This window comes from Pseudomonas sp. 2995-3 (assembly GCF_002742565.1).
In the GTDB taxonomy this organism is placed as follows: Bacteria; Pseudomonadota; Gammaproteobacteria; order Pseudomonadales; family Pseudomonadaceae; genus Aquipseudomonas; species Aquipseudomonas edaphica.
On sequence record NZ_LJSB01000315.1, the window covers coordinates 65,697 to 84,814 of the forward strand.

The following is a 19,118-nucleotide window of genomic DNA, read 5'->3' on the forward strand; positions in this document are numbered from 1 at the left end:
AGAATTGTCGCCAAATATAGGCATTTATATAGTGAAATGCACTGGTCATTGTTTTTTACACTGCGCCCATCATTGCTCGAATAACACACGTCAGCGGCTAAGCCCGTGATGAGGATATAAAAATGCGCGTTCTGGTCTTGGGTAGCGGCGTCATTGGGGTGACCAGTGCCTACTATTTGGCGCGGGCCGGCTTTGAAGTGGTTGTGGTCGACCGTCAGCCCGCCGCTGCCATGGAAACCAGTTTCGCCAACGCAGGCCAGGTGTCGCCGGGTTATGCCTCGCCCTGGGCCGCGCCAGGCGTGCCGCTCAAGGCCATCAAGTGGTTACTGCAACGCCACGCGCCACTGGCGATCAAGGCCACTGCCGATATCGATCAGTACCTGTGGATGGCGCAGATGCTGCGCAACTGCACCCAGAGCCGTTACGCGGTGAACAAAGAGCGCATGGTGCGCCTGTCCGAATACAGCCGTGACTGCCTCGACGAACTTCGCGCTGAAACCGGCATTGCCTACGAAGGCCGCAGCCTGGGTACTACCCAGTTGTTCCGCACCCAGGCGCAATTGGATGGCGCAGCCAAAGACATCGCTGTATTGAAAGAATCCGGCGTGCCGTTCGAGCTGCTCGACCGCGCCGGCATTGCCCGTGTTGAGCCAGCCCTGGCCAGCGTCACCGATATTCTCGCCGGCGCCCTGCGCCTGCCCAATGACCAGACCGGCGACTGCCAGATGTTCACCACGCGTCTGGTGGACATGTGCAAGCAGTTGGGCGTGGAATTCCGTTTCGAACAGGACATCCAGCGCCTTGATTACGCCGGTGATCGCGTTAATGGCGTGTGGATCGATGGCAAGCTGGAAACCGCCGACCGCTACGTGCTGGCCCTGGGCAGTTACTCGCCCAAGCTGCTCAAGCCGCTGGGGATCAAGGCGCCGGTGTACCCGCTCAAGGGTTACTCACTGACCGTGCCGATCACCAACCCGGCGATGGCGCCGACCTCGACCATTCTTGATGAAACCTACAAGGTCGCGATCACCCGTTTCGACAACCGCATCCGCGTCGGCGGCATGGCTGAAATAGCCGGTTTTGACCTGTCGCTGAACCCTCGTCGACGTGAAACCCTGGAGATGATCGTCAACGACCTTTATCCTCAGGGCGGCGATTTGACCGAAGCCACTTTCTGGACCGGCCTGCGCCCGACCACACCCGACGGCACGCCGATTGTCGGTGCCACCCCGTTCAAGAACCTGTTCCTGAACACCGGCCACGGCACCCTTGGCTGGACCATGGCGTGCGGCTCTGGCCGTTTGCTGGCTGACCTGATGGCGAAAAAAACGCCGCAGATCAGCGCCGAAGGTCTCGATATTTCCCGTTACGGCAGTAACCACCAGGAGTCCGCAAAACATGTCAATCCAGCGCCAGCTCACCAATGAGCGCATGAGCCAGATCGTTGTTCACAGCGGTACCGTGTACCTGGCAGGCCAAGTCGGCGACGACATGAATGCCGGGATTGAACAGCAGACCCGCGAAACCCTGGCCAATATCGAGCGTTTGCTGGACCTGGCCGGCACCGACAAAACCAAGTTGCTGTCGGTGACGATCTACCTCAAAGACATCGATGCCGATTTCGCCGGCATGAACGCGGTGTGGGACAAGTGGCTGCCTAAAGGCGTGGCCCCGGCCCGTGCCACGGTTGAGGCCAAACTGTGCGAACCGGAAATTCTGGTAGAGCTGTCCGTGGTGGCTGCGCTGCCTTAAACGTAGCTTTTTCCCCCGGCGCCGTGGCTGATAGTCGGCGCCGGTTTTTCTTCACTTTACCGCCTAGAAGCCTGCCGCCATGCGTCCTGCCCGTGCCCTGATCGACCTCCAAGCCCTGCGCCATAACTACCAATTGGCCCGTGAACTGACGGGGGCCAAAGCCCTCGCCGTGGTCAAGGCGGATGCCTATGGCCATGGTGCCGTACGTGTGGCCCAGGCGCTGGAAGCCGAGGCGGATGGGTTTGCGGTGGCGTGCATCGAGGAGGCATTGGAGCTGCGGGCTGCCGGGATTCGTGCGCCGGTATTGCTGCTGGAAGGTTTTTTCGAAGCTGACGAACTGCCGCTGATCATCGAACATGATTTTTGGTGCGTGGTGCATTCGTTGTGGCAGTTGGAAGCCATCGAACAAGCCCGGCTGAGCAAACCGCTGACCATTTGGCTCAAGCTCGATTCGGGCATGCACCGCGTAGGCCTGCACCCCAAGGATTACCACGAGGCGTACCAGCGCCTGCTGGCCAGCGGCAAAGTGGCCAGGATCGTACTGATGAGCCACTTCGCCCGCGCCGATGAACTCGATTGCGTGCGCAGTGACGAGCAAGTGGCGGTGTTTGAAGCGGCGCGCCAAGGGTTGTCGGCCGAGGTCAGCCTGCGTAATTCGCCGTCGGTGATGGGCTGGCCGAATATGTCCAGCGACTGGGTGCGCCCAGGCATCATGCTCTACGGTGCCACGCCGTTTGGTGAGGACCAGGCCATCGCTGCGCGTTTGCAGCCGGTGATGACCCTGGAATCGAAAGTCATCTGCGTGCGTGAATTGCCGGCCGGTGAGCCGATCGGTTACGGCGCCAAGTTCATCACGCCAAAACCGATGCGCGTCGGCGTGGTTGCCATGGGCTATGCCGACGGCTACCCGCGCCATGCACCGACCGGCACGCCAGTGCTGGTGGCAGGCCAGCGCAGCCAGTTGCTGGGCCGAGTGTCCATGGACATGCTCTGCGTTGACCTCACCGACGTGCCCCAGGCCGGCCTCGGTTCCACCGTGGAGCTGTGGGGCAAAAATATCCTTGCCAGTGACGTGGCGGCGGCTGCCGAGACCATCCCCTACCAGATTTTCTGCAACCTGCGCCGCGTACCAAGGCTCTATTGCGGGGCTTAAGCAGCGCCTACGAGCAGAGCCCACCGGGATTTAGGTCCAAGTGTTGTAAATACTGAACGCTGTCGCCATGATAACGCTCAACTACAACAAAGCCTGAATCCTAGGAGGCTCCTGCATTGGACGTCGGCGAACGACTGCAATCCATCCGTAAACTCAAAGGTCTTTCCCAGCGTGAGCTCGCCAAGCGCGCGGGTGTCACCAACAGCACCATTTCGATGATCGAAAAAAACAGTGTCAGCCCCTCGATCAGTTCCTTGCGCAAGGTGCTGGGCGGCATCCCCATGTCCATGGTCGAGTTCTTTTCCGAAGAGATCCTCCAGGAAAAACCGACGCAGATCGTCTATAAAGCCAATGAGCTGATCGACATCTCGGACGGCGCCGTCACCATGAAACTCGTCGGGCGCGCGCACCCCAGCCGGGCGATTGCGTTTCTTAACGAGATCTACCCGCCGGGCGCCGACACGGGCGAAGAAATGCTCACCCACGAAGGCGAAGAAACCGGGATTCTGGTGGAAGGTCGCCTGGAGTTGGTGGTCGGTCTTGAAACTTTTGTGCTCGAAGCCGGCGATAGCTACTACTTTGAAAGCACCAAGCCGCATCGTTTTCGCAACCCGTTCGACGTGCCGGCGCGGCTAATCAGCGCAGCCACACCTGCGAACTTTTGACAGAAGAGGCGTGCTGCCAGCGTTGCAGACACACCCGTTGCTGTAACCGTGAGGCCGAATCTCCCTTTATTTAATAGGGTTGTTTCGGCATGACGGGCTAACCGTTATACTTTCGCCGCCTGCGAAACCGTGGCCGCAGGCGTGAATAGCCACCATTGAGGGTGAACGCGTGAACCTAATTATGAAAATGCTGGCTGCACCAGCAACCGTACTGGCCCTATGGGCTGTCAGCGCTCAAGCTGCGACCAATGATGAAATTGCCAAGCGCCTGGAGCCTGTCGGCCAGGTGTGTGTCCAGGGCCAGGAATGCAAAGGGATGGAAGTTGCCGTGGCTGCGGGCGGCGGCGGTGGCGCGAAGACGCCGGATGACGTGATTGCCAAGCACTGCAATGCGTGCCACGGCACGGGTTTGCTGGGCGCACCGAAGATCGGTGACAACGCGGCCTGGAAAGACCGCGCCGACCACCAGGGCGGCCTCGACGGCCTGCTGGCCAAGGCGATCACCGGCTTGAACGCCATGCCGCCAAAAGGCACATGCGCCGATTGCTCGGATGCTGAGCTGAAAGGCGCAATCGAGAAGATGTCGGGGCTGAAATAAACCGATCTTCGCCAAAAAGCCGCTGACCAGCGGCTTTTTTGTGCCTGCGATTTGTACTTCAACGCTGTTCATTGCAGCAAAGACCCGGCAAGCTCGGTCCAACCCCTAATCACGGAATGTTCAGGAGGGTCGGATGGTGCAGTTGTGTTCAATCGAGCAAGCAGTTGACGACGTACTGGCACGCTTGCCGGCGCATATCCACATGGGCATGCCGCTCGGTCTGGGCAAGCCCAACCTGTTCGTCAATGCGCTGTACCGGCGTATCGCCAAGCTGCCGGAGCGCGAGCTGACGATCTATACCGCACTGGCCCTGGGCCGCCCGACCATGGGTGACGGCTTGCAGAAGCGCTTTCTCGAACCCTTTATCGAGCGGGTATTCGGCGACTATCCCGAGCTGGATTTCCTGGCGGATTTGCACAAGGACAGCCTGCCAAAGAACATCCGTGTGCAGCAGTTCTTCATGCAGCCCGGCAGCCTGCTGCATAGCGCGTCGGCGCAGCAGGACTACGTCAGCAGCAACTACAGCCACGCTGCCCGCGATATCAACGCCGCCGGCTTGAACCTGGTGGCGCAATTGGTCGCCAGCAGCGCCGAACACCCCGACCGGCTGAGCTTGAGCTGCAACCCCGATATCACCCTCGACCTGCTGCCGATGATCGCCAAGCGCCGCGAAGCAGGCGAAACCATCCTCGTCGTCGGCCAGGTTCACAGCGATTTGCCCTATATGCCCGGCGATGCCGAACTGGGTATGGACGCCTTCGATTACCTGATCGACGAGAAGGACAGCACCACGTTGTTCTCCACACCGAATATGCCGGTCGGCTTTCAAGACCACTTTATCGGCTTGCATGCCAGCACCCTGGTGCGCGATGGCGGCACGTTGCAGATTGGCATTGGCTCTATGGGCGATGCGCTGACCGCCGCCTTACTGGCGCGCCAGGCCGATAACGAAGCCTACCGGTTGTTGCTGACGGATCTGGATGTTTACCAGTGGGCGCCTTTGATCAGCCGCGAAGGCGGTGTCGAGCCCTTTGCGCGTGGCCTTTATGGATGCAGCGAAATGTTCGTCAACGGCCTGCTGGTGCTGGCCGATGCCGGGATTATTCGGCGCAAGGTCTACCCGGATGTGACGACCCAGCAGCAGGCCAACGCCGGCACCCTGGATGACGCCGCGCAGCCCGACGGTGTTTCCATTCACGGCGGTTTCTTCCTCGGGCCGCGCAGCTTTTACCAGCGTTTGCAGGAAATGACTCACGCCAAACGCCTCGAATTCAACATGACCGCCATCAGCTACATCAACGAGCTGTACGGGCAGGAAGCACTCAAGCGTCTGCAACGCCTGGATGCGCGCTTTATCAACAGCGCGATCATGGTGACGCTGCTCGGTGCGGGCGTGGCCGACCAGCTCGAAGACGGTCGCGTACTCAGCGGCGTGGGCGGGCAGTACAACTTTGTTGCGCAAGGCCATGCGCTGGAGGGCGCGCGTTCAATCCTGATTCTGCGCAGCTGGCGCGAGTCGGCGGGTGAGGTCAGTTCCAATATAGTCTGGGAGTACGGGCACTGCACCATCCCACGGCACCTGCGGGATATCGTCATTACCGAATACGGCATTGCCGACTTGCGCGGTCAGACGGATGCCAAGGTGATCGAGGCCTTGCTCAAGGTCACCGACTCGCGCTTCCAGAACGACCTGATCGAACAGGCGCAAAAGGCTGGCAAGCTGGCCAAGGACTTCGAACTGGACCCACGTTTTACTGAGAATACGCCGGAGCGGCTCAAGGGCATTCAGGCGCGGCATCGCCGGTTGTTTCCGGAATATCCGTTGGGCACTGATTTTACCGATGAGGAACGGGACCTGTTGCGCGCCCTTAACTGGCTCAAGAGCAAATTCAAGCTGACGGAGATTCTGGAATTGGGCCGGGCGGCACTGGATGCACCGGAGCCGGAGGCGTTTCCCGAGCATTTGAAGCGCATGCGGCTGGATCAGCCGGAGGGGTTGAAAGAGGATCTGTATCAGCGCTTGCTGCTTGCTGGCCTCCAAGCCACCGCGCACTGACAGGCACCAAAAATCAAATGTGGGAGCTGGCTTGCCTGCGATAGCGGAGTGTCAGTCGACAGAGTTGTCGACTGTCAGGCCCTCATCGCAGGCAAGCCAGCTCCCACATTTTTAATCGAGTTCAGGCAGTGATTACTCGATGAAGGTGACGACGCCACCGGCCAGCGACTTCACCCGCGCCAGCGACTCAACCCGATAACCCTGCGCATCCAGCTCCGCACGGCCACCCTGGAACGACTTCTCAATCACAATCCCCAAGCCTGCAACGGTCGCGCCGGCTTGCTTGATGATCGAGATCAGCGCCTGGGACGCTTTGCCGTTGGCCAAAAAGTCGTCGATCACCAGCACGCGGTCGCTGCTGGTCAGGTGACGTGGGGAAATCGCCACGGTGCTTTCGACCTTCTTGGTGAAGGAATACACAGTGGCCGACAGCAGGTTTTCAGTCAGGGTCAGAGACTGTTGCTTGCGGGCGAAGATCACCGGTACGCCGAGGTTCAGGCCGGTCATGATCGCCGGGGCGATGCCCGAGGCTTCGATGGTGACGATCTTGGTGATGCCCGAGTCCTTGAACAGCGCGGCGAATTCGTCGCCGATCAACTTCATCAGTGCCGGGTCGATCTGGTGGTTCAGAAAGGCATCAACCTTGAGGACCTGATCGGAAAGCACGATGCCTTCTTCGCGAATTTTCTTGTGCAGTGCTTCCACGGAAAGCTTCCTCTAATGGCGCGGTGTGCGCCGAAAGTAGATTAAAAAGTAGTCGATTCTAGCGCTTTAACATCGCGCGTATGTCCGCCAAGGCGGTGTTGCCGCGAACGGCCTTCACCTCGGTCGGGGTGTCGTCATTGCCTTCCCAGGCCAGATCGTCCGGCGGCAGTTCATCCAGGAACCGGCTGGGGGCACAATCGATGATTTCGCCGTATTGCTTGCGCTTGGCGGCGAAGGTGAAGGCCAGTGTCTGACGTGCGCGGGTAATGCCCACGTAGGCCAGGCGCCGTTCTTCTTCGATGGTGTCAGCTTCAATGCTGGAGCGGTGCGGAAGGATTTCCTCTTCCATGCCCATGATGAACACGTAAGGGAATTCCAAGCCCTTGGACGCGTGCAGGGTCATCATCTGCACGCCTTCGGCGCCGTCTTCTTCTTCCTGTTGGCGCTCAAGCATGTCGCGCAACACCAGCTTGCCGATGGCGTCTTCGACGGTCATCTCGCCTTCTTCGTCCTTCTCCAGCGTGTTTTTCAACGCCTCGATCAGGAACCAGACGTTGCCCATGCGGTAATCCGCAGCCTTGTCGCTGGAACTGTTGGTGCGCAGCCAGTTTTCATAGTCGATGTCCATGACCATGCTGCGCAGGGCGCTGATCGGGTCTTCGCCGGCGCACTGCTCGCGTACCTTGTCCATGAAGCGTTTGAAGCGCGACAGGCGATCGGTGAAGCGCGTGTCCAGGTGCTCGCCCAGGCCGATTTCGTCGGTGGCGGCGTACATCGAGATCTTGCGTTCGGTGGCGTAGTTGCCGAGCTTTTCCAGGGTCGTCGAACCGATTTCCCGACGCGGCACGTTGATCACGCGCAGGAAGGCGTTGTCGTCATCCGGGTTCACGATCAGCCGGAAGTAGGCCATCAGGTCTTTTACTTCCTGGCGTCCGAAAAAGCTGTTGCCGCCCGACAGGCGATACGGCACCTGGTGGTGCTGCAACTTCAGCTCGATCAGCTTGGCCTGGTAGTTGCCGCGATACAGGATCGCGAAATCGCTGTAGGGCCGGTCGGTACGCAAGTGCAGGCTGAGGATTTCCACGGCCACGCGCTCGGCTTCGGCGTCTTCATTGCGGCAGCGGATCACGCGGATCTCGTCGCCATGGCCCATCTCACTCCACAGTTGTTTTTCAAACTCGTGGGGGTTGTTGGAGATCAGCACGTTGGCGCAGCGCAGTATACGGCTGGTGGAGCGGTAGTTCTGCTCCAGCATCACCACTTTCAGGGACGGGTAGTCGTCCTTGAGCAGCATCAGGTTTTCCGGGCGCGCGCCACGCCAGGCGTAGATCGACTGGTCGTCGTCGCCTACCACGGTGAACTGGTTGCGCGTGCCGATGAGCATTTTCACCAGCAGGTATTGGCTGGCGTTGGTGTCCTGGTATTCGTCCACCAGCAGGTAGCGCACCTTGTTCTGCCATTTTTCGAGGATGTCGGCGTGTTCCTCGAACAGCTTTACCGGCAGCAGGATCAGGTCGTCGAAGTCCACCGCGTTGAACGCCTTGAGCGTGCGCTGGTAGTGGGTGTAGACGATGGCGGCGGTCTGTTCCTTGGGGTTGCGCGCGTTTTCCAGGGCCTGGGGGGGCAGGATCAGGTCGTTTTTCCAGGCGCCGATCATGTTCTTGATCTCATCCACGCCGTCGTCGCCTGCGTATTCCTTCTGCATGATGTCAGTCATCAGCGACTTCACATCGGTCTCGTCGAAGATCGAGAAGCCCGGCTTGTAGCCCAGCCGCACGTGCTCCTTGCGGATGATGTTCAAGCCCAGGTTGTGGAACGTGCACACCGTAAGGCCACGGCCTTCGCCGCCCTTGAGCAGCGTGCCGACACGCTCCTTCATTTCGCGCGCGGCCTTGTTGGTAAAGGTCATGGCGACGATGTACTGGGCACGGATGCCGCAGTTCTGGATCAGGTGCGCGATCTTGCGGGTGATCACGCTGGTCTTGCCGGAGCCAGCACCGGCGAGCACCAATAGAGGGCCGCCGACGTAGTTCACGGCTTCTTGCTGCCGGGGATTGAGTCGGGACATACAGAAATCAGGGAGTCGTTGTTCAAAAGGGCGGGCATTTTAACAGGCTGGCAAGATTCTGCTGCTTTAGAACGACGGTGTGACGTACCACTCGATCTAAATTTGCCGGTTTTGATACTTTGCCGCAGGATGTGACGGGTAACTGCAGCGAATGTATACCGTTAGCGTATTTGATAACCCTTATCATTGGTGATTATCAGGCCGCGCGTCATAATGCCCGCCGCCAAAAAATTTTGCAGAGTCTAGGGAGCTAGCTTGTCTACGCCTGTCGAACCCTTGCGTTTGCTGCTACTGGCCGATGAGCCAGCGTGGGCAGCGTTGTTGCGCGAGTGCCTGGCGCCGATGGGCGATGGGGCTGTGCTGGTCAGCGCGCCCAACTGGGACTCGGTGAGTCGTCTGTTCGATGACGACCACAGTGCCGTGTTATTGACCACGCCCAGCCTGCAACCCGGCCCAGGCCGTTGCAGCCTGCCGTGCATATTGCTGCTGGAGCAGGAACCGCTGGTTTCACCGCTGGGTGTGAGCGATTGGCTGGTCTTTGGTGCATTGGATACCGATACCTTGCGCCGCTGCCTGCGCCACGTGCGTGAGCGCGGCGTGCTGGAAAACACCCTGCAGCGCTTGGCCGAACAGGACCCGCTGACCGGTATCGCCAACCGCCAGGGTTTCCAGACCTTGCTGGCGGCGCGCCTGGCTGAAAACGAAGGCCGTGGCCTGGCCCTCGGCCATCTGGACCTCGACAATTTTCGTCACGCCAACGACGCCTTGGGCCATCAGGCCGGCGATCGTTTGATCCTGCAAGTGGTCTCGCGGCTCAAGAGCCAACTCGAAGCCGGTGACCAACTGGCGCGCCTGGGCAGCGACGAATTCGCCCTGCTGATCGACACCCGCCGTGCGCCCCAGCGCGCCGAGTGGATGGCCGAGCGCATTACCGAAGCCATGGCCGAGCCGTATTGGGTGGATGGCGAAAGCCTGCTGATCGGCTGCAGCCTGGGCGTGGCACATGCCCGTGCCCGCGCCGGGGCCGACCCGCTGATGTGGCACGCGCACATCGCCATGCAGCAGGCCAAGAGTACCCAGGGCTGTACCTTTCACATCTTCAACGAACGCATCAACCGCAACGCCCGCAGCCTGGCCGACCTGGAAAGTGAGCTGCGCCGTGCTCTGCGCCGCGACGAACTGGAGCTGCATTACCAGCCGCGCCTGGATTTGGACGACGGGCATATCGTCGGCCTGGAAGCGCTGGTGCGCTGGCGCCACGGCGAGCGTGGCCTGTTGCCACCCAGCGAATTCGTGCCCTTGGCCGAACAGAGTGGCCTGATTGTGCCATTGGGTTACTGGGTGATCTCGCGGGCCTTGCGCGATATGCAAGACCTGCGCGAACGCGGCCTGCCGCCGCTGCATATGGCGGTCAACCTGTCGTTTCGCCAATTCCAGGACAGCCAGTTGCTTTCGACGTTGAGCCGGCTGATCGCCGAGCGTGGTGTCGAAGCCCAGTGGCTGGAATTCGAGCTGACCGAAACCGCCGTGATGCGCCGCAGTGACTTGGTCAAGCAGACCATGGACGCCCTTGGCCGTTTGGGTGTGCGGTTTTCCCTGGATGATTTCGGCACCGGTTTTTCCTCATTCGTGCACCTCAACAGCCTGCCAATTGCCTTGCTGAAGATCGACAAGAGCTTCGTCGGCGGCATGGAAGAGCGCGAAGAAAACCGCAAGCTGGTGCATGCCATGATCAACCTGGCCCACAACCTCAACCTGGAAGTGGTGGCCGAAGGGGTGGAAACCCCTGAACAGCTGGCGTTGTTGCGGCTGTTTGGGTGTGATCAGGCCCAGGGTTACCTGATCAGCAAGCCGTTGCCGTTGCCGGAGCTGGTGGAGTATTTGACGTTCGGCAAGAGCCAGCAGGCGCTGCTGGGCTGAAGGTTGTAAACCCAATCAAAAATGTGGGAGCTGGCTTGCCTGCGATAGCGGTGGGCCAGCCAGCCAATTTGGCACCTGACACACCGCCATCGCAGGCAAGCCAGCTCCCACATTGGCCGAGTACATTCTCTAGTCTGGTTGCATGGCCGGGAATTGCGTGCGCACTTCAGGCTCCTGCCGAATCATCCGCTTCATCTTCGCCTCAAACGCCCACGTCAGGCTGACGGCCGCACACGCCAGCCCAAGCGCCAAACCCCACCACACGCCCGTTGGGCCCCAGCCCAGGGTGAACGCCATCAACCAAGCAGACGGCGCGCCGATCAGCCAATAGCAACCCAAACCCACCAGGAAGGTGGTCTTGGCGTCCTTCAGCCCGCGAATACAGCCCATGGCAATGGTTTGCACGCCGTCGAACAACTCAAACCACGCCGCCACGGCCAACAGGCTGACCGCCAGCACGATGACGTCGTGGAAGGCTGGGTCGTTATGGTCCAGAAACAGCCCGATAAGCGCATCGGAAAACAGCCACAGCACAACGGCAAATCCCAACATCACCAACGCGCCAAAACCGATGCCGACCCGCCCGGCCATGCGCGCCTGCAGCAATTGCCCGGCGCCGTAATGCTGGCCGATGCGCATGGTAATCGCGTAGGACATCCCCGCCGGCACCATGAACGCCACCGAAACGATTTGCAGGGCAATCTGATGCGCTGCCAATTGCGTACTGCCCATGGTGCCCATGCACAACGCCGCGAAGGCAAACAAACCGACCTCCACTGCATAGGTGCCGCCAATCGGCAGGCCCAGGCGCCATAGCTCACGCAGATACTGAGTGTTAAGGCGCAGCAGGCCCGCGCCGAGCGGGTAGGCTGCGTAAGCCCGGTTGCTGCGGATGTACCACATCAGCGCCAGGGCCATGCTGTTGGCGACGATCGCTGTTACCAGGCCGATGCCCATCAGGCCGAGCTTCGGCAGACCGAACATGCCTTCGATCAAGGCATGGTTGAGCAAGTAGTTGAGTACCGTGCCGCCCAGGCTGATCACCATCACCGGCGTTGCCTTGCCGATGGCGCTGGTGAAACCGCGCAAGGCCATGAAGCTCAGGTAGCCGGGCAGGGCGAACGGCAGGATGGTCAAGAATTGCCCAGCCGCCTGCACGTTGGTTTCGGTCTGGCCGAACATCAGCAGCACGGGCTTGAGATTCCACAACAGCAAGCCGGCCACCAACGCCATCAACCACGCCAACCAAAGACCTGCTTGGGTCAGGCGAGTGGCGCCTTCGATGTCACCGGCGCCATGACGGATGGCGACCAGCGTGCCGACGGCGGCAATCACACCGATGCAGAAGATCGCGACGAACGAATAGCTCGCCGCGCCCAAGCCGCCACCGGCCAGGGCTTCGGGGCTCAGGCGGGCCATCATCAGCGTGTCGGTCAGCACCATCAGCATGTGCGCCAACTGTGAGGCAATCAACGGCCCCGACAGCCGCAGAATGGCCCAGAGTTCAGTACGCACCGGATGTTGCATGATCATCACACTCAAAAAGTCAGAGGGTTGGGAAAGGGCTGATTCTCGGCGCTCCCGAGGCATTACACAAAAGGATAAAAGCGATCATTCGCATGATTAAAACTCATGGTAGGGTTGGGTATTGATCTGAGGGGGTTCTTCTATGGCACGCCGTCTACCGCCGCTGTATGCCTTGCGCGCCTTTGAAGCCGCCTCCCGGCACAACTCATTTACCCGTGCGGCGGATGAGCTTTCCATCACGCAAAGTGCTGTCAGCCGGCATATCCGCACGCTCGAAGAGCACTTCGCCTGCCGCCTGTTCCAGCGCAGTGGCCGCAACCTGCAGCTCACCGAAGCGGCGCGCCTGATGTTGCCCGGCGTGCGCGAAGGCTTCGCGGCGCTGGAACGCGCCTGCCACACCCTGAACGCCGAAGACGACATCCTGCGCATGAAGGCGCCATCGACCCTGACCATGCGCTGGTTGCTGGCGCGGCTCAGTCGCTTTCGCGCCTTGCAGCCTGGCAATGAAGTGCAACTGACCAGTGCATGGATGAGCGTGGATGAAGTGGACTTCAACCAGGAACCCTTCGACTGCGCTGTATTACTGAGCTACGGGCACTTTCCGGCGGATTGGGAGGCCTGCTACCTGTTCCCCGAACTGCTGATCCCGGTGGGTGCGCCCAACCTGCTCAATGACGGGCCGTGGGACGTCCCGCGTCTGGCAAGCGCCGAGCTGCTGCACCCCACACCCGACCGCCGTGACTGGCGCAATTGGCTGGAGCACATGGGGTTGTCGTCCCAGGTGTCGCTCAAGGGTGGGCAGGTGTTCGATACCTTGGAGTTGGGCATGATCGCCGCCGCGCGGGGTTACGGCGTGTCCATGGGCGATTTGCTGATGGTGGCCGAAGATGTGGCCCAGGGCCGTTTGAGCCTGCCGTGGCCGACGGCGGTGGCCAGTGGGGAAAATTACTACCTGGTGTGGCCGAAAACCCGTCCCGGTGGCGAGCGTTTGCGGCGATTGGCGGAGTTTCTTCAAGGCGAAGTCAATGCCATGGAATTGCCCCAGGTTGAACGCCTGGCCTAGCGCTTCGGTGCAATCGTTTGCGCGGTACCCCTGTAAATCGCTCAAGTATTGTCTGCGCTTGCCGAATAAGGTGTGCTGGAACCCTTATTTTCCAGCGTTTCCCACCAGATAATTTGCCGAGCTGCGCTAAGAGATCAGGATGATCCTGGCCTCGGCCAGGAGCTGTCATGTCTCAACCTCGCGCTCGGATCGCCTCCCAGTTAGGCCTCGCCTTGGCCGTTATTTTGGCGGTCGTCATCAGCGGCAGTACTGTTTTTGCCCTGCGTTCCTTGGATTCGGCCAACCTCGACACCCGCGAGGAACACCTGGCCAGCGAGGCACGCTTGCTGGCCGACCAACTCAACACCTTTCACAGCACCTTGCGCGAGAGCACTCAGCGATTGAGCGGGCTGTTTGAAAAGCGCTTTGGCGCCGGCTTGAGTGTGCGCGCGGACCAGCAAGTCTCCGTGGCCGGTGTGCAGACCCCGAGTCTGCTGTTGGGCGATGAGGTGTTGAACAACAACTTCGCGGAGGTGGACGAGTTCAAGCAGATGTCCGGCGGCGTGGCCACGGTGTTTGTGCGCAGTGGCGAAGACTTCATTCGCATCAGTACCTCCCTGACCAAACAAGATGGCAATCGCGCCATCGGGACTGTGCTGGATCACCAGCATCCGGCCTACCAGCGCCTGTTGGCCGGGCAGAATTACATCGGGCGGGCGGTGTTGTTCGATCGCGCCTACATGACCCAGTACAGCCCCGTGCGCGATGCCGCCGGCAAGGTGATCGCCGTGTTGTTTATCGGCTTTGATTACACCGATGAGCAAAAGGCCCAGTTCGACAACCTCAAGCGCTTCCGTATCGGCCAGACTGGCTCGCTTGCCTTGCTGGACGAACAGAAGCACTGGCTGGTGCCACCGGCGGGTGTGCAGGCGTTGGATCAGGCGGTCCCGGTGATACTTGATCTGGCCAAGAACCCAGGCAAAGGCCGCTTCTGGAGCGACAAGGACGAAGATTTCTACAGTGTCGCGGTGCCGTTCGAAGGCGGCCCGTGGTCGGTGGTGGCGAGCATGCCGAAGTCCGAAATACGTGCAGTCACCTGGGCGGTGGGTATTCGACTGGTGATCGGCAGCGTACTGGCGATGTTGCTGGCAGTAGGCGCGGCGGTGTGGTTGCTGCGCAGCAAGTTGCAGCCTTTGAGCGACTTGGTGCGCCAGGCCGAAGCCTTGGGCGCTGGCGATTTGAGCGCACGCTTGAATGTGTCCAGCCATGATGAAATCGGCCAGTTGGCGAGCAGCTTCAACCAGATGGGCGAAGCACTCTCGACCATGGTCTCGCACATCCGTAAAGCGGCCGAAGAGGTCAACAGCCGGGCTCAGGCGTTGTCCGGCCTGTCGGGTGGGGCTTATGAGGGCATGGAGCAGCAGTCCGGCGAAATCACCAGCATGGCTGGCGCAGTGGAAGAGTTCAGCGCCACCTCGCTGAACATTGCCGACAACATGGGCAATACCGAGCGACTGGCCCAGGAAAACGCCCAGCAAACGCGTATTGGCCGCACCTCAATGCAAGAGGCGTCGTCGTCGCTGGAGCATATCGCCACCGCCCTCAACAGCACGGCCACGGTGATCAACACCTTGGGCCAGCGCTCCCAGGAAATTGGCGGAATCGTCGGCGTGATCACCTCGATTGCCGAGCAAACCAACCTGCTGGCGCTCAACGCCGCCATCGAGGCGGCGCGGGCCGGTGAACAAGGCCGGGGCTTTGCGGTGGTTGCCGACGAAGTACGCAACCTGGCCTCGCGCACGCGCCAGGCCACCGACGAAATCTCGGTGATGATCCAAAGCATCCAGCAGGAAACCGGCAACGCCATCAGCACCATGGAACATGGCAACGTGTTGATGCAGGAAGGCCTGTCGCGCAACGCCGACGTCGCTTCGGCCCTGGCGCGCATCGACGAGCAAAGCCGTTCGGCAGGCCAGCAGTTTGCCGCCATTACCACCGCGACCCAGGAGCAGAGCAGCACGGCCAACGTGCTGAGCAGCAACTTGCAAAGCATCGCATTGGCTAACAGCGAACAGCGCGAAGTGGTGTCGAACCTGGCCATTACCGCCAAGGAACTGGAAACCCTGGCGGCAGGCTTGCGGCAGGAGGTCGACCGTTTTCGTTAAGGCTTAATGCTCGCCCAGGCCTGGGTCCACGCGCTTGCCGATATCCTTTAGGCGCGCCAATTGGTCGACCATCCCCGGTGCCTCGTCCATGCTGGTGACGAAGGTCCACAGGTAGGTCATGACCGCGTAGATGTGGCCGGCCTTGACCGCCGGCGACAAAGCCAACTGGCTGATCGCGACCACAAACAGCAGGGCTGCCAGCGTGCCGAGAAACAGGTACGCGGCGGCCTCGCGGTCAGACAGCCAGATGCGCAGGCGTGACAGCACGTGGTAGTGGCGACGCAAGGTCGGTGCGCCGACTTTTTCGACTAACCCGATTTCTTTCTCCAGGCGATCATTCAGGCGCTCATGCAGCGCCTGGTTGCGTTGGGCAAAGCGTGGCAGCAGCGTCATGCACAGCAGCAGGGCGGCCAGGCACGCCAGGCCGACCCACGGCTCAATCACGATCAGCATCACCGCTGCGCCAATAATCGAGACCAGCGCGGTGGCGATAATCGGCACGTGTTTTTCAAAGAAGTCGACGAATTCGCGCGCAAGTACCACCCGCGCGGCGGATTTTGAGGTGCTGTGGTTCTGCTGGCGTTGGTTGAGAATCACCGGCACCGCAAGGTCGGCGTAGATCCGCGTAAAAGTGCGCGTATCCAGCGCCCGTCGCGCCGCGCCGACCACCCAGAACGCCATCACCACCAACGCATAGAACAATGCGCTGGTGGCATCGCCACGGATAATCGAGTCCACCGCAAACCCGGCAAACAGCGGGTAGGCCAGCAGCAGCGCATTTTCCAGCGCCACCAGTGACAGTGTGCAGAACAGCTTGCCGGGGTATGCCTTGGCGATCGCCTTGAGCGTTTGGCCGGCGGATTGCTGGCCGATTTTCTTGCTTTCTTCAATCAGGATTTGCGGGGTCACGGATGACATGGGTGCACCAAAGGAGTGATAGACGCTATTATTGAGCGACTGCTCAAGTATCCTTGAGCGATCGCTCAAAAAGCAAGCGCCGCTTATCTACCGGCGCCCGAAGGAATTGCCCATGTCGCGTATCGACCGTAAAGACCAGATCATCGCCGCCGCCCTGGAGCTGTTTCGCAGCAAGGGTTTTGCCGATGTGTCCACCCGCGACCTGGCCGAGCATGCCGGCTTGTCGCGCAGCCACGTCTATCACTACTTCAGCGACTGGAACGAACTGCGTCGCGAAGCCTTTGTGCGCTTTGCCAATGAGCAATTGGATGAAGTGCGCGAGCCGTTGGCGGATGCGCCGCCGCTTGAGGCGCTGGTGGGTTTTTTAGGTGATTGCCTGCCGAGCACCGCTGATGCCGGCTGGGCGTTGTGGCTGGATGCCTGGGACGAAGCCATGCACGACCCGCAAATGGCCCAGGCGTATCTGGTGATCAACGCGCAGTGGCAAGGCATGCTGGCCGAGGTGATTGAGCGAGGCGTGGCTGAGGGTGTATTTCGCTGCGACTCGCCGCAACGCGCGGCCCGGCAAATTTTCGCATTGGCGATGGGGTATGCCGATGACCTGATGCTCAAGCCGTCTGTGGAATCGGCCGAGGCGGTGCTGGATGAGGTCATGGAAGTGGCGCAGCTGCTGTTGGGTTTCTCCGCATAAGGGCTCGGTATTTACACCATTTCACTGTGGCGAGCGGGCTTGCCCCGCGTTGGGCTGCGCAGCGGCCCCGGCTCTACCGGTTGAATCGTATTGGCCGGATCAGGAGCGCTTCGCACTCCAACGCGGGGCAAGCCCGCTCGCCACAAAAGCCCACATGCCACAGAATTTGCGTTCATTAAGCGCTAGCCGACTGCCGCAGGCCGGTACTGCAAGGCCTCCTGCAAATGATGCCGGGCAATGTTTTCAACCCGCTCAAGGTCCGCCAGGGTGCGCGCTACCTTGAGCAGCCGGTGGGCTGCGCGCAGGGACAAGGTCAGTCGCTCGCAGGCGCCTTCCAGCCAGCCTTCATCGGCTTTTGCCAGTGTGCAGTGCTCGCGTAACCCCGGCAGATTCAGAAAGGCATTGGCGCAGCCCTGGCGCTTTTGCTGGCGTTCTCGAGCCTCTGCCACCTGCGCCGAAGCCGTCGCCGTATTATCGCCAGTGTGTTGGGTCGGGTTCAGCGCAGTGGTCTCCCGTGCCACGGTCAGGTGCAAGTCGATCCGGTCCAGCAACGGCCCTGAGAGCTTGTTGCGATAACGCTGAATCTGCTCCGGCGTACACCGACAGCGCCCGCTGGGTTCGCCCAAATAGCCGCAAGGGCAGGGGTTCATGGCGGCCACCAATTGAAAACGTGCCGGAAAACTCACCCGGTCGCGGGCGCGGGAGATCACGATATGCCCGGATTCGAGCGGCTCGCGCAGCACTTCCAGCACCTTGCGATCAAACTCCGGCAGCTCATCCAGAAACAGCACGCCATGATGGGCCAGGGTAATTTCCCCCGGCTGCGGTTTTGACCCGCCGCCCACCAGCGCCGGCCCCGACGCTGAATGGTGCGGTTGACGAAACGGACGGTGCGGCCAATGGCTCAACGGCGCCAGGCTGACCACTGACTGAATGGCCGCCACTTCCAGGGCTTCCTGCTCACTCAAGGGCGGCAGCAAACCAGGCAGGCGGCTGGCGAGCAAGGTCTTGCCGGTGCCGGGTGGCCCGCTGAACAGCAGGTTGTGCGCGCCCGCCGCCGCAATCAGCAGTGCGCGCTTGGCGGCAAGCTGGCCTTGCACCTCACTCAGGTCCGGGTAGGGCTTGTTCAAGTACAGCAAGCCGTCGGATTTATACGGCTCAATCGGCACAACCCCATTCAGGTGCGCCACCACTTGCAGCAGGTGGTCCACTGCAATCACCTTCAACCCCGACGCCAGGCACGCCTCCTCGGCATTTGCCCGCGGCACTATCACGGTGCGCCCGGCCTTACGCGCGGCCAGCGCGGCAGGCAGCACACCCTTGACCGCCCGCACCTCACCGGACAGGGCCAATTCCCCCAGGCATTCCACGTCATCGAGCATCAATGCCGGCACCTGCACGCTGGCGGCCAGGATGCCCAAGGCAATCGCCAGATCAAAACGCCCGCCATCCTTGGGCAGGTCGGCGGGCGCCAGGTTGAGGGTGATACGGCGGGCCGGGTATTGCAGCGCACAGTTGAGGATGGCGCTGCGCACGCGGTCCTTGCTTTCCTTGACGGCGGTTTCCGGCAGGCCCACCAAGGTAAGCGATGGAAGACCATTGGCCATATGCACTTCGACGGTAACGGCGGGGGCTTCTACGCCAATTTGGGCACGGCTGTGGACGATGGCGAGGGACATGCTCGTTCCTTGAGTGGGAGGCCGCTTCCTGCGGGTTTTTCAAGGGTAGACGAGGTGAGATGCTTTCGAGGGCGGGAGGTTTTACTGAACGTATCCAAAGAGCGACGCAGAACACCGTGGGAGCTGGCTTGCCTGCGATAGCGCCAGTGAATTCAACACCGCTATCGCAGGCAAGCCAG

At 60.8% G+C, this 19,118-nt stretch carries 15 protein-coding genes; 10 read left to right on the forward strand and 5 right to left on the reverse strand.

Features of this window, described 5'->3' with window-relative positions:
• Positions 1 to 122: 122 nt before the first annotated feature.
• The 6 genes from dadA (at position 123) to AOA62_RS27385 (ending at position 6,224) form a co-directional block, all read left to right on the forward strand.
• On the forward strand, positions 123 to 1,427 hold the full coding sequence (dadA, locus tag AOA62_RS27360; RefSeq protein ID WP_017135861.1) for a D-amino acid dehydrogenase: 1,305 nt from the start codon (positions 123 to 125) through the stop codon (positions 1,425 to 1,427).
• Complete coding sequence (locus tag AOA62_RS27365; RefSeq protein ID WP_017135862.1) at positions 1,399 to 1,752, forward strand: RidA family protein; 354 nt, start codon at positions 1,399 to 1,401, stop codon at positions 1,750 to 1,752. Before dadA ends, AOA62_RS27365 begins: the two co-directional genes overlap by 29 nt.
• A gap of 79 nt (positions 1,753 to 1,831) precedes the next feature.
• Positions 1,832 to 2,905: an alanine racemase gene (gene alr / locus AOA62_RS27370; RefSeq protein WP_099550267.1), complete on the forward strand. Its 1,074-nt coding sequence runs from the start codon at positions 1,832 to 1,834 to the stop codon at positions 2,903 to 2,905.
• A gap of 116 nt (positions 2,906 to 3,021) precedes the next feature.
• Positions 3,022 to 3,570, forward strand: coding sequence for a cupin domain-containing protein (locus AOA62_RS27375; RefSeq protein WP_017135864.1), 549 nt, complete (start codon positions 3,022 to 3,024; stop codon positions 3,568 to 3,570).
• A 181-nt stretch (positions 3,571 to 3,751) separates the two neighbouring features.
• A complete protein-coding gene (locus AOA62_RS27380; protein ID WP_099550268.1) occupies positions 3,752 to 4,168 on the forward strand; it encodes a cytochrome c5 family protein in 417 nt (138 codons plus the stop codon).
• Positions 4,169 to 4,301: 133 nt separating this feature from the next.
• Complete coding sequence (locus tag AOA62_RS27385) at positions 4,302 to 6,224, forward strand: acetyl-CoA hydrolase/transferase C-terminal domain-containing protein (protein ID WP_017135870.1); 1,923 nt, start codon at positions 4,302 to 4,304, stop codon at positions 6,222 to 6,224.
• A gap of 132 nt (positions 6,225 to 6,356) precedes the next feature.
• Here AOA62_RS27385 and AOA62_RS27390 read toward each other — a convergent pair whose 3' ends face one another.
• Positions 6,357 to 6,929, reverse strand: coding sequence for a xanthine phosphoribosyltransferase (locus AOA62_RS27390; RefSeq protein WP_010207474.1), 573 nt, complete (start codon positions 6,927 to 6,929; stop codon positions 6,357 to 6,359).
• Positions 6,930 to 6,987: 58 nt separating this feature from the next.
• On the reverse strand, positions 6,988 to 8,997 hold the full coding sequence (rep, locus tag AOA62_RS27395) for a DNA helicase Rep (protein ID WP_017135871.1): 2,010 nt from the start codon (positions 8,995 to 8,997) through the stop codon (positions 6,988 to 6,990).
• 255 nt (positions 8,998 to 9,252) lie between these two features.
• Here rep and AOA62_RS27400 point away from each other — a divergent pair, with 255 nt between their 5' ends.
• Positions 9,253 to 10,917, forward strand: a complete 1,665-nt coding sequence (locus AOA62_RS27400) for a bifunctional diguanylate cyclase/phosphodiesterase (protein ID WP_017135872.1) — start codon at positions 9,253 to 9,255, stop codon at positions 10,915 to 10,917.
• Positions 10,918 to 11,046: 129 nt separating this feature from the next.
• On the opposite strand, the gene AOA62_RS27405 is transcribed toward AOA62_RS27400, so the two are convergent.
• Entirely contained in the window at positions 11,047 to 12,450 is a 1,404-nt protein-coding gene (locus AOA62_RS27405; protein WP_017135873.1) for a NorM family multidrug efflux MATE transporter, read from the reverse strand.
• 136 nt (positions 12,451 to 12,586) lie between these two features.
• Here AOA62_RS27405 and AOA62_RS27410 point away from each other — a divergent pair, with 136 nt between their 5' ends.
• Together AOA62_RS27410 and AOA62_RS27415 are read left to right on the forward strand one after the other, a co-directional pair.
• Entirely contained in the window at positions 12,587 to 13,507 is a 921-nt protein-coding gene (locus tag AOA62_RS27410; RefSeq protein WP_099550269.1) for a LysR substrate-binding domain-containing protein, read from the forward strand.
• Between the two features lie 167 nt (positions 13,508 to 13,674).
• On the forward strand, positions 13,675 to 15,651 hold the full coding sequence (locus AOA62_RS27415) for a methyl-accepting chemotaxis protein (protein ID WP_099550270.1): 1,977 nt from the start codon (positions 13,675 to 13,677) through the stop codon (positions 15,649 to 15,651).
• A 3-nt stretch (positions 15,652 to 15,654) separates the two neighbouring features.
• Here AOA62_RS27415 and AOA62_RS27420 read toward each other — a convergent pair whose 3' ends face one another.
• A complete protein-coding gene (locus AOA62_RS27420) occupies positions 15,655 to 16,569 on the reverse strand; it encodes an ABC transporter six-transmembrane domain-containing protein (RefSeq protein ID WP_171045864.1) in 915 nt (304 codons plus the stop codon).
• A 112-nt stretch (positions 16,570 to 16,681) separates the two neighbouring features.
• Between AOA62_RS27420 and AOA62_RS27425 the strand changes: the two genes are divergently transcribed.
• The gene (locus AOA62_RS27425) at positions 16,682 to 17,260 is read left to right on the forward strand and encodes a TetR/AcrR family transcriptional regulator (RefSeq protein WP_017135877.1); all 579 of its coding nucleotides are present in this window, start codon (positions 16,682 to 16,684) and stop codon (positions 17,258 to 17,260) included.
• A gap of 182 nt (positions 17,261 to 17,442) precedes the next feature.
• On the opposite strand, the gene AOA62_RS27435 is transcribed toward AOA62_RS27425, so the two are convergent.
• A complete protein-coding gene (locus AOA62_RS27435) occupies positions 17,443 to 18,939 on the reverse strand; it encodes a YifB family Mg chelatase-like AAA ATPase (protein WP_099550272.1) in 1,497 nt (498 codons plus the stop codon).
• Positions 18,940 to 19,118 lie beyond the last annotated feature (179 nt).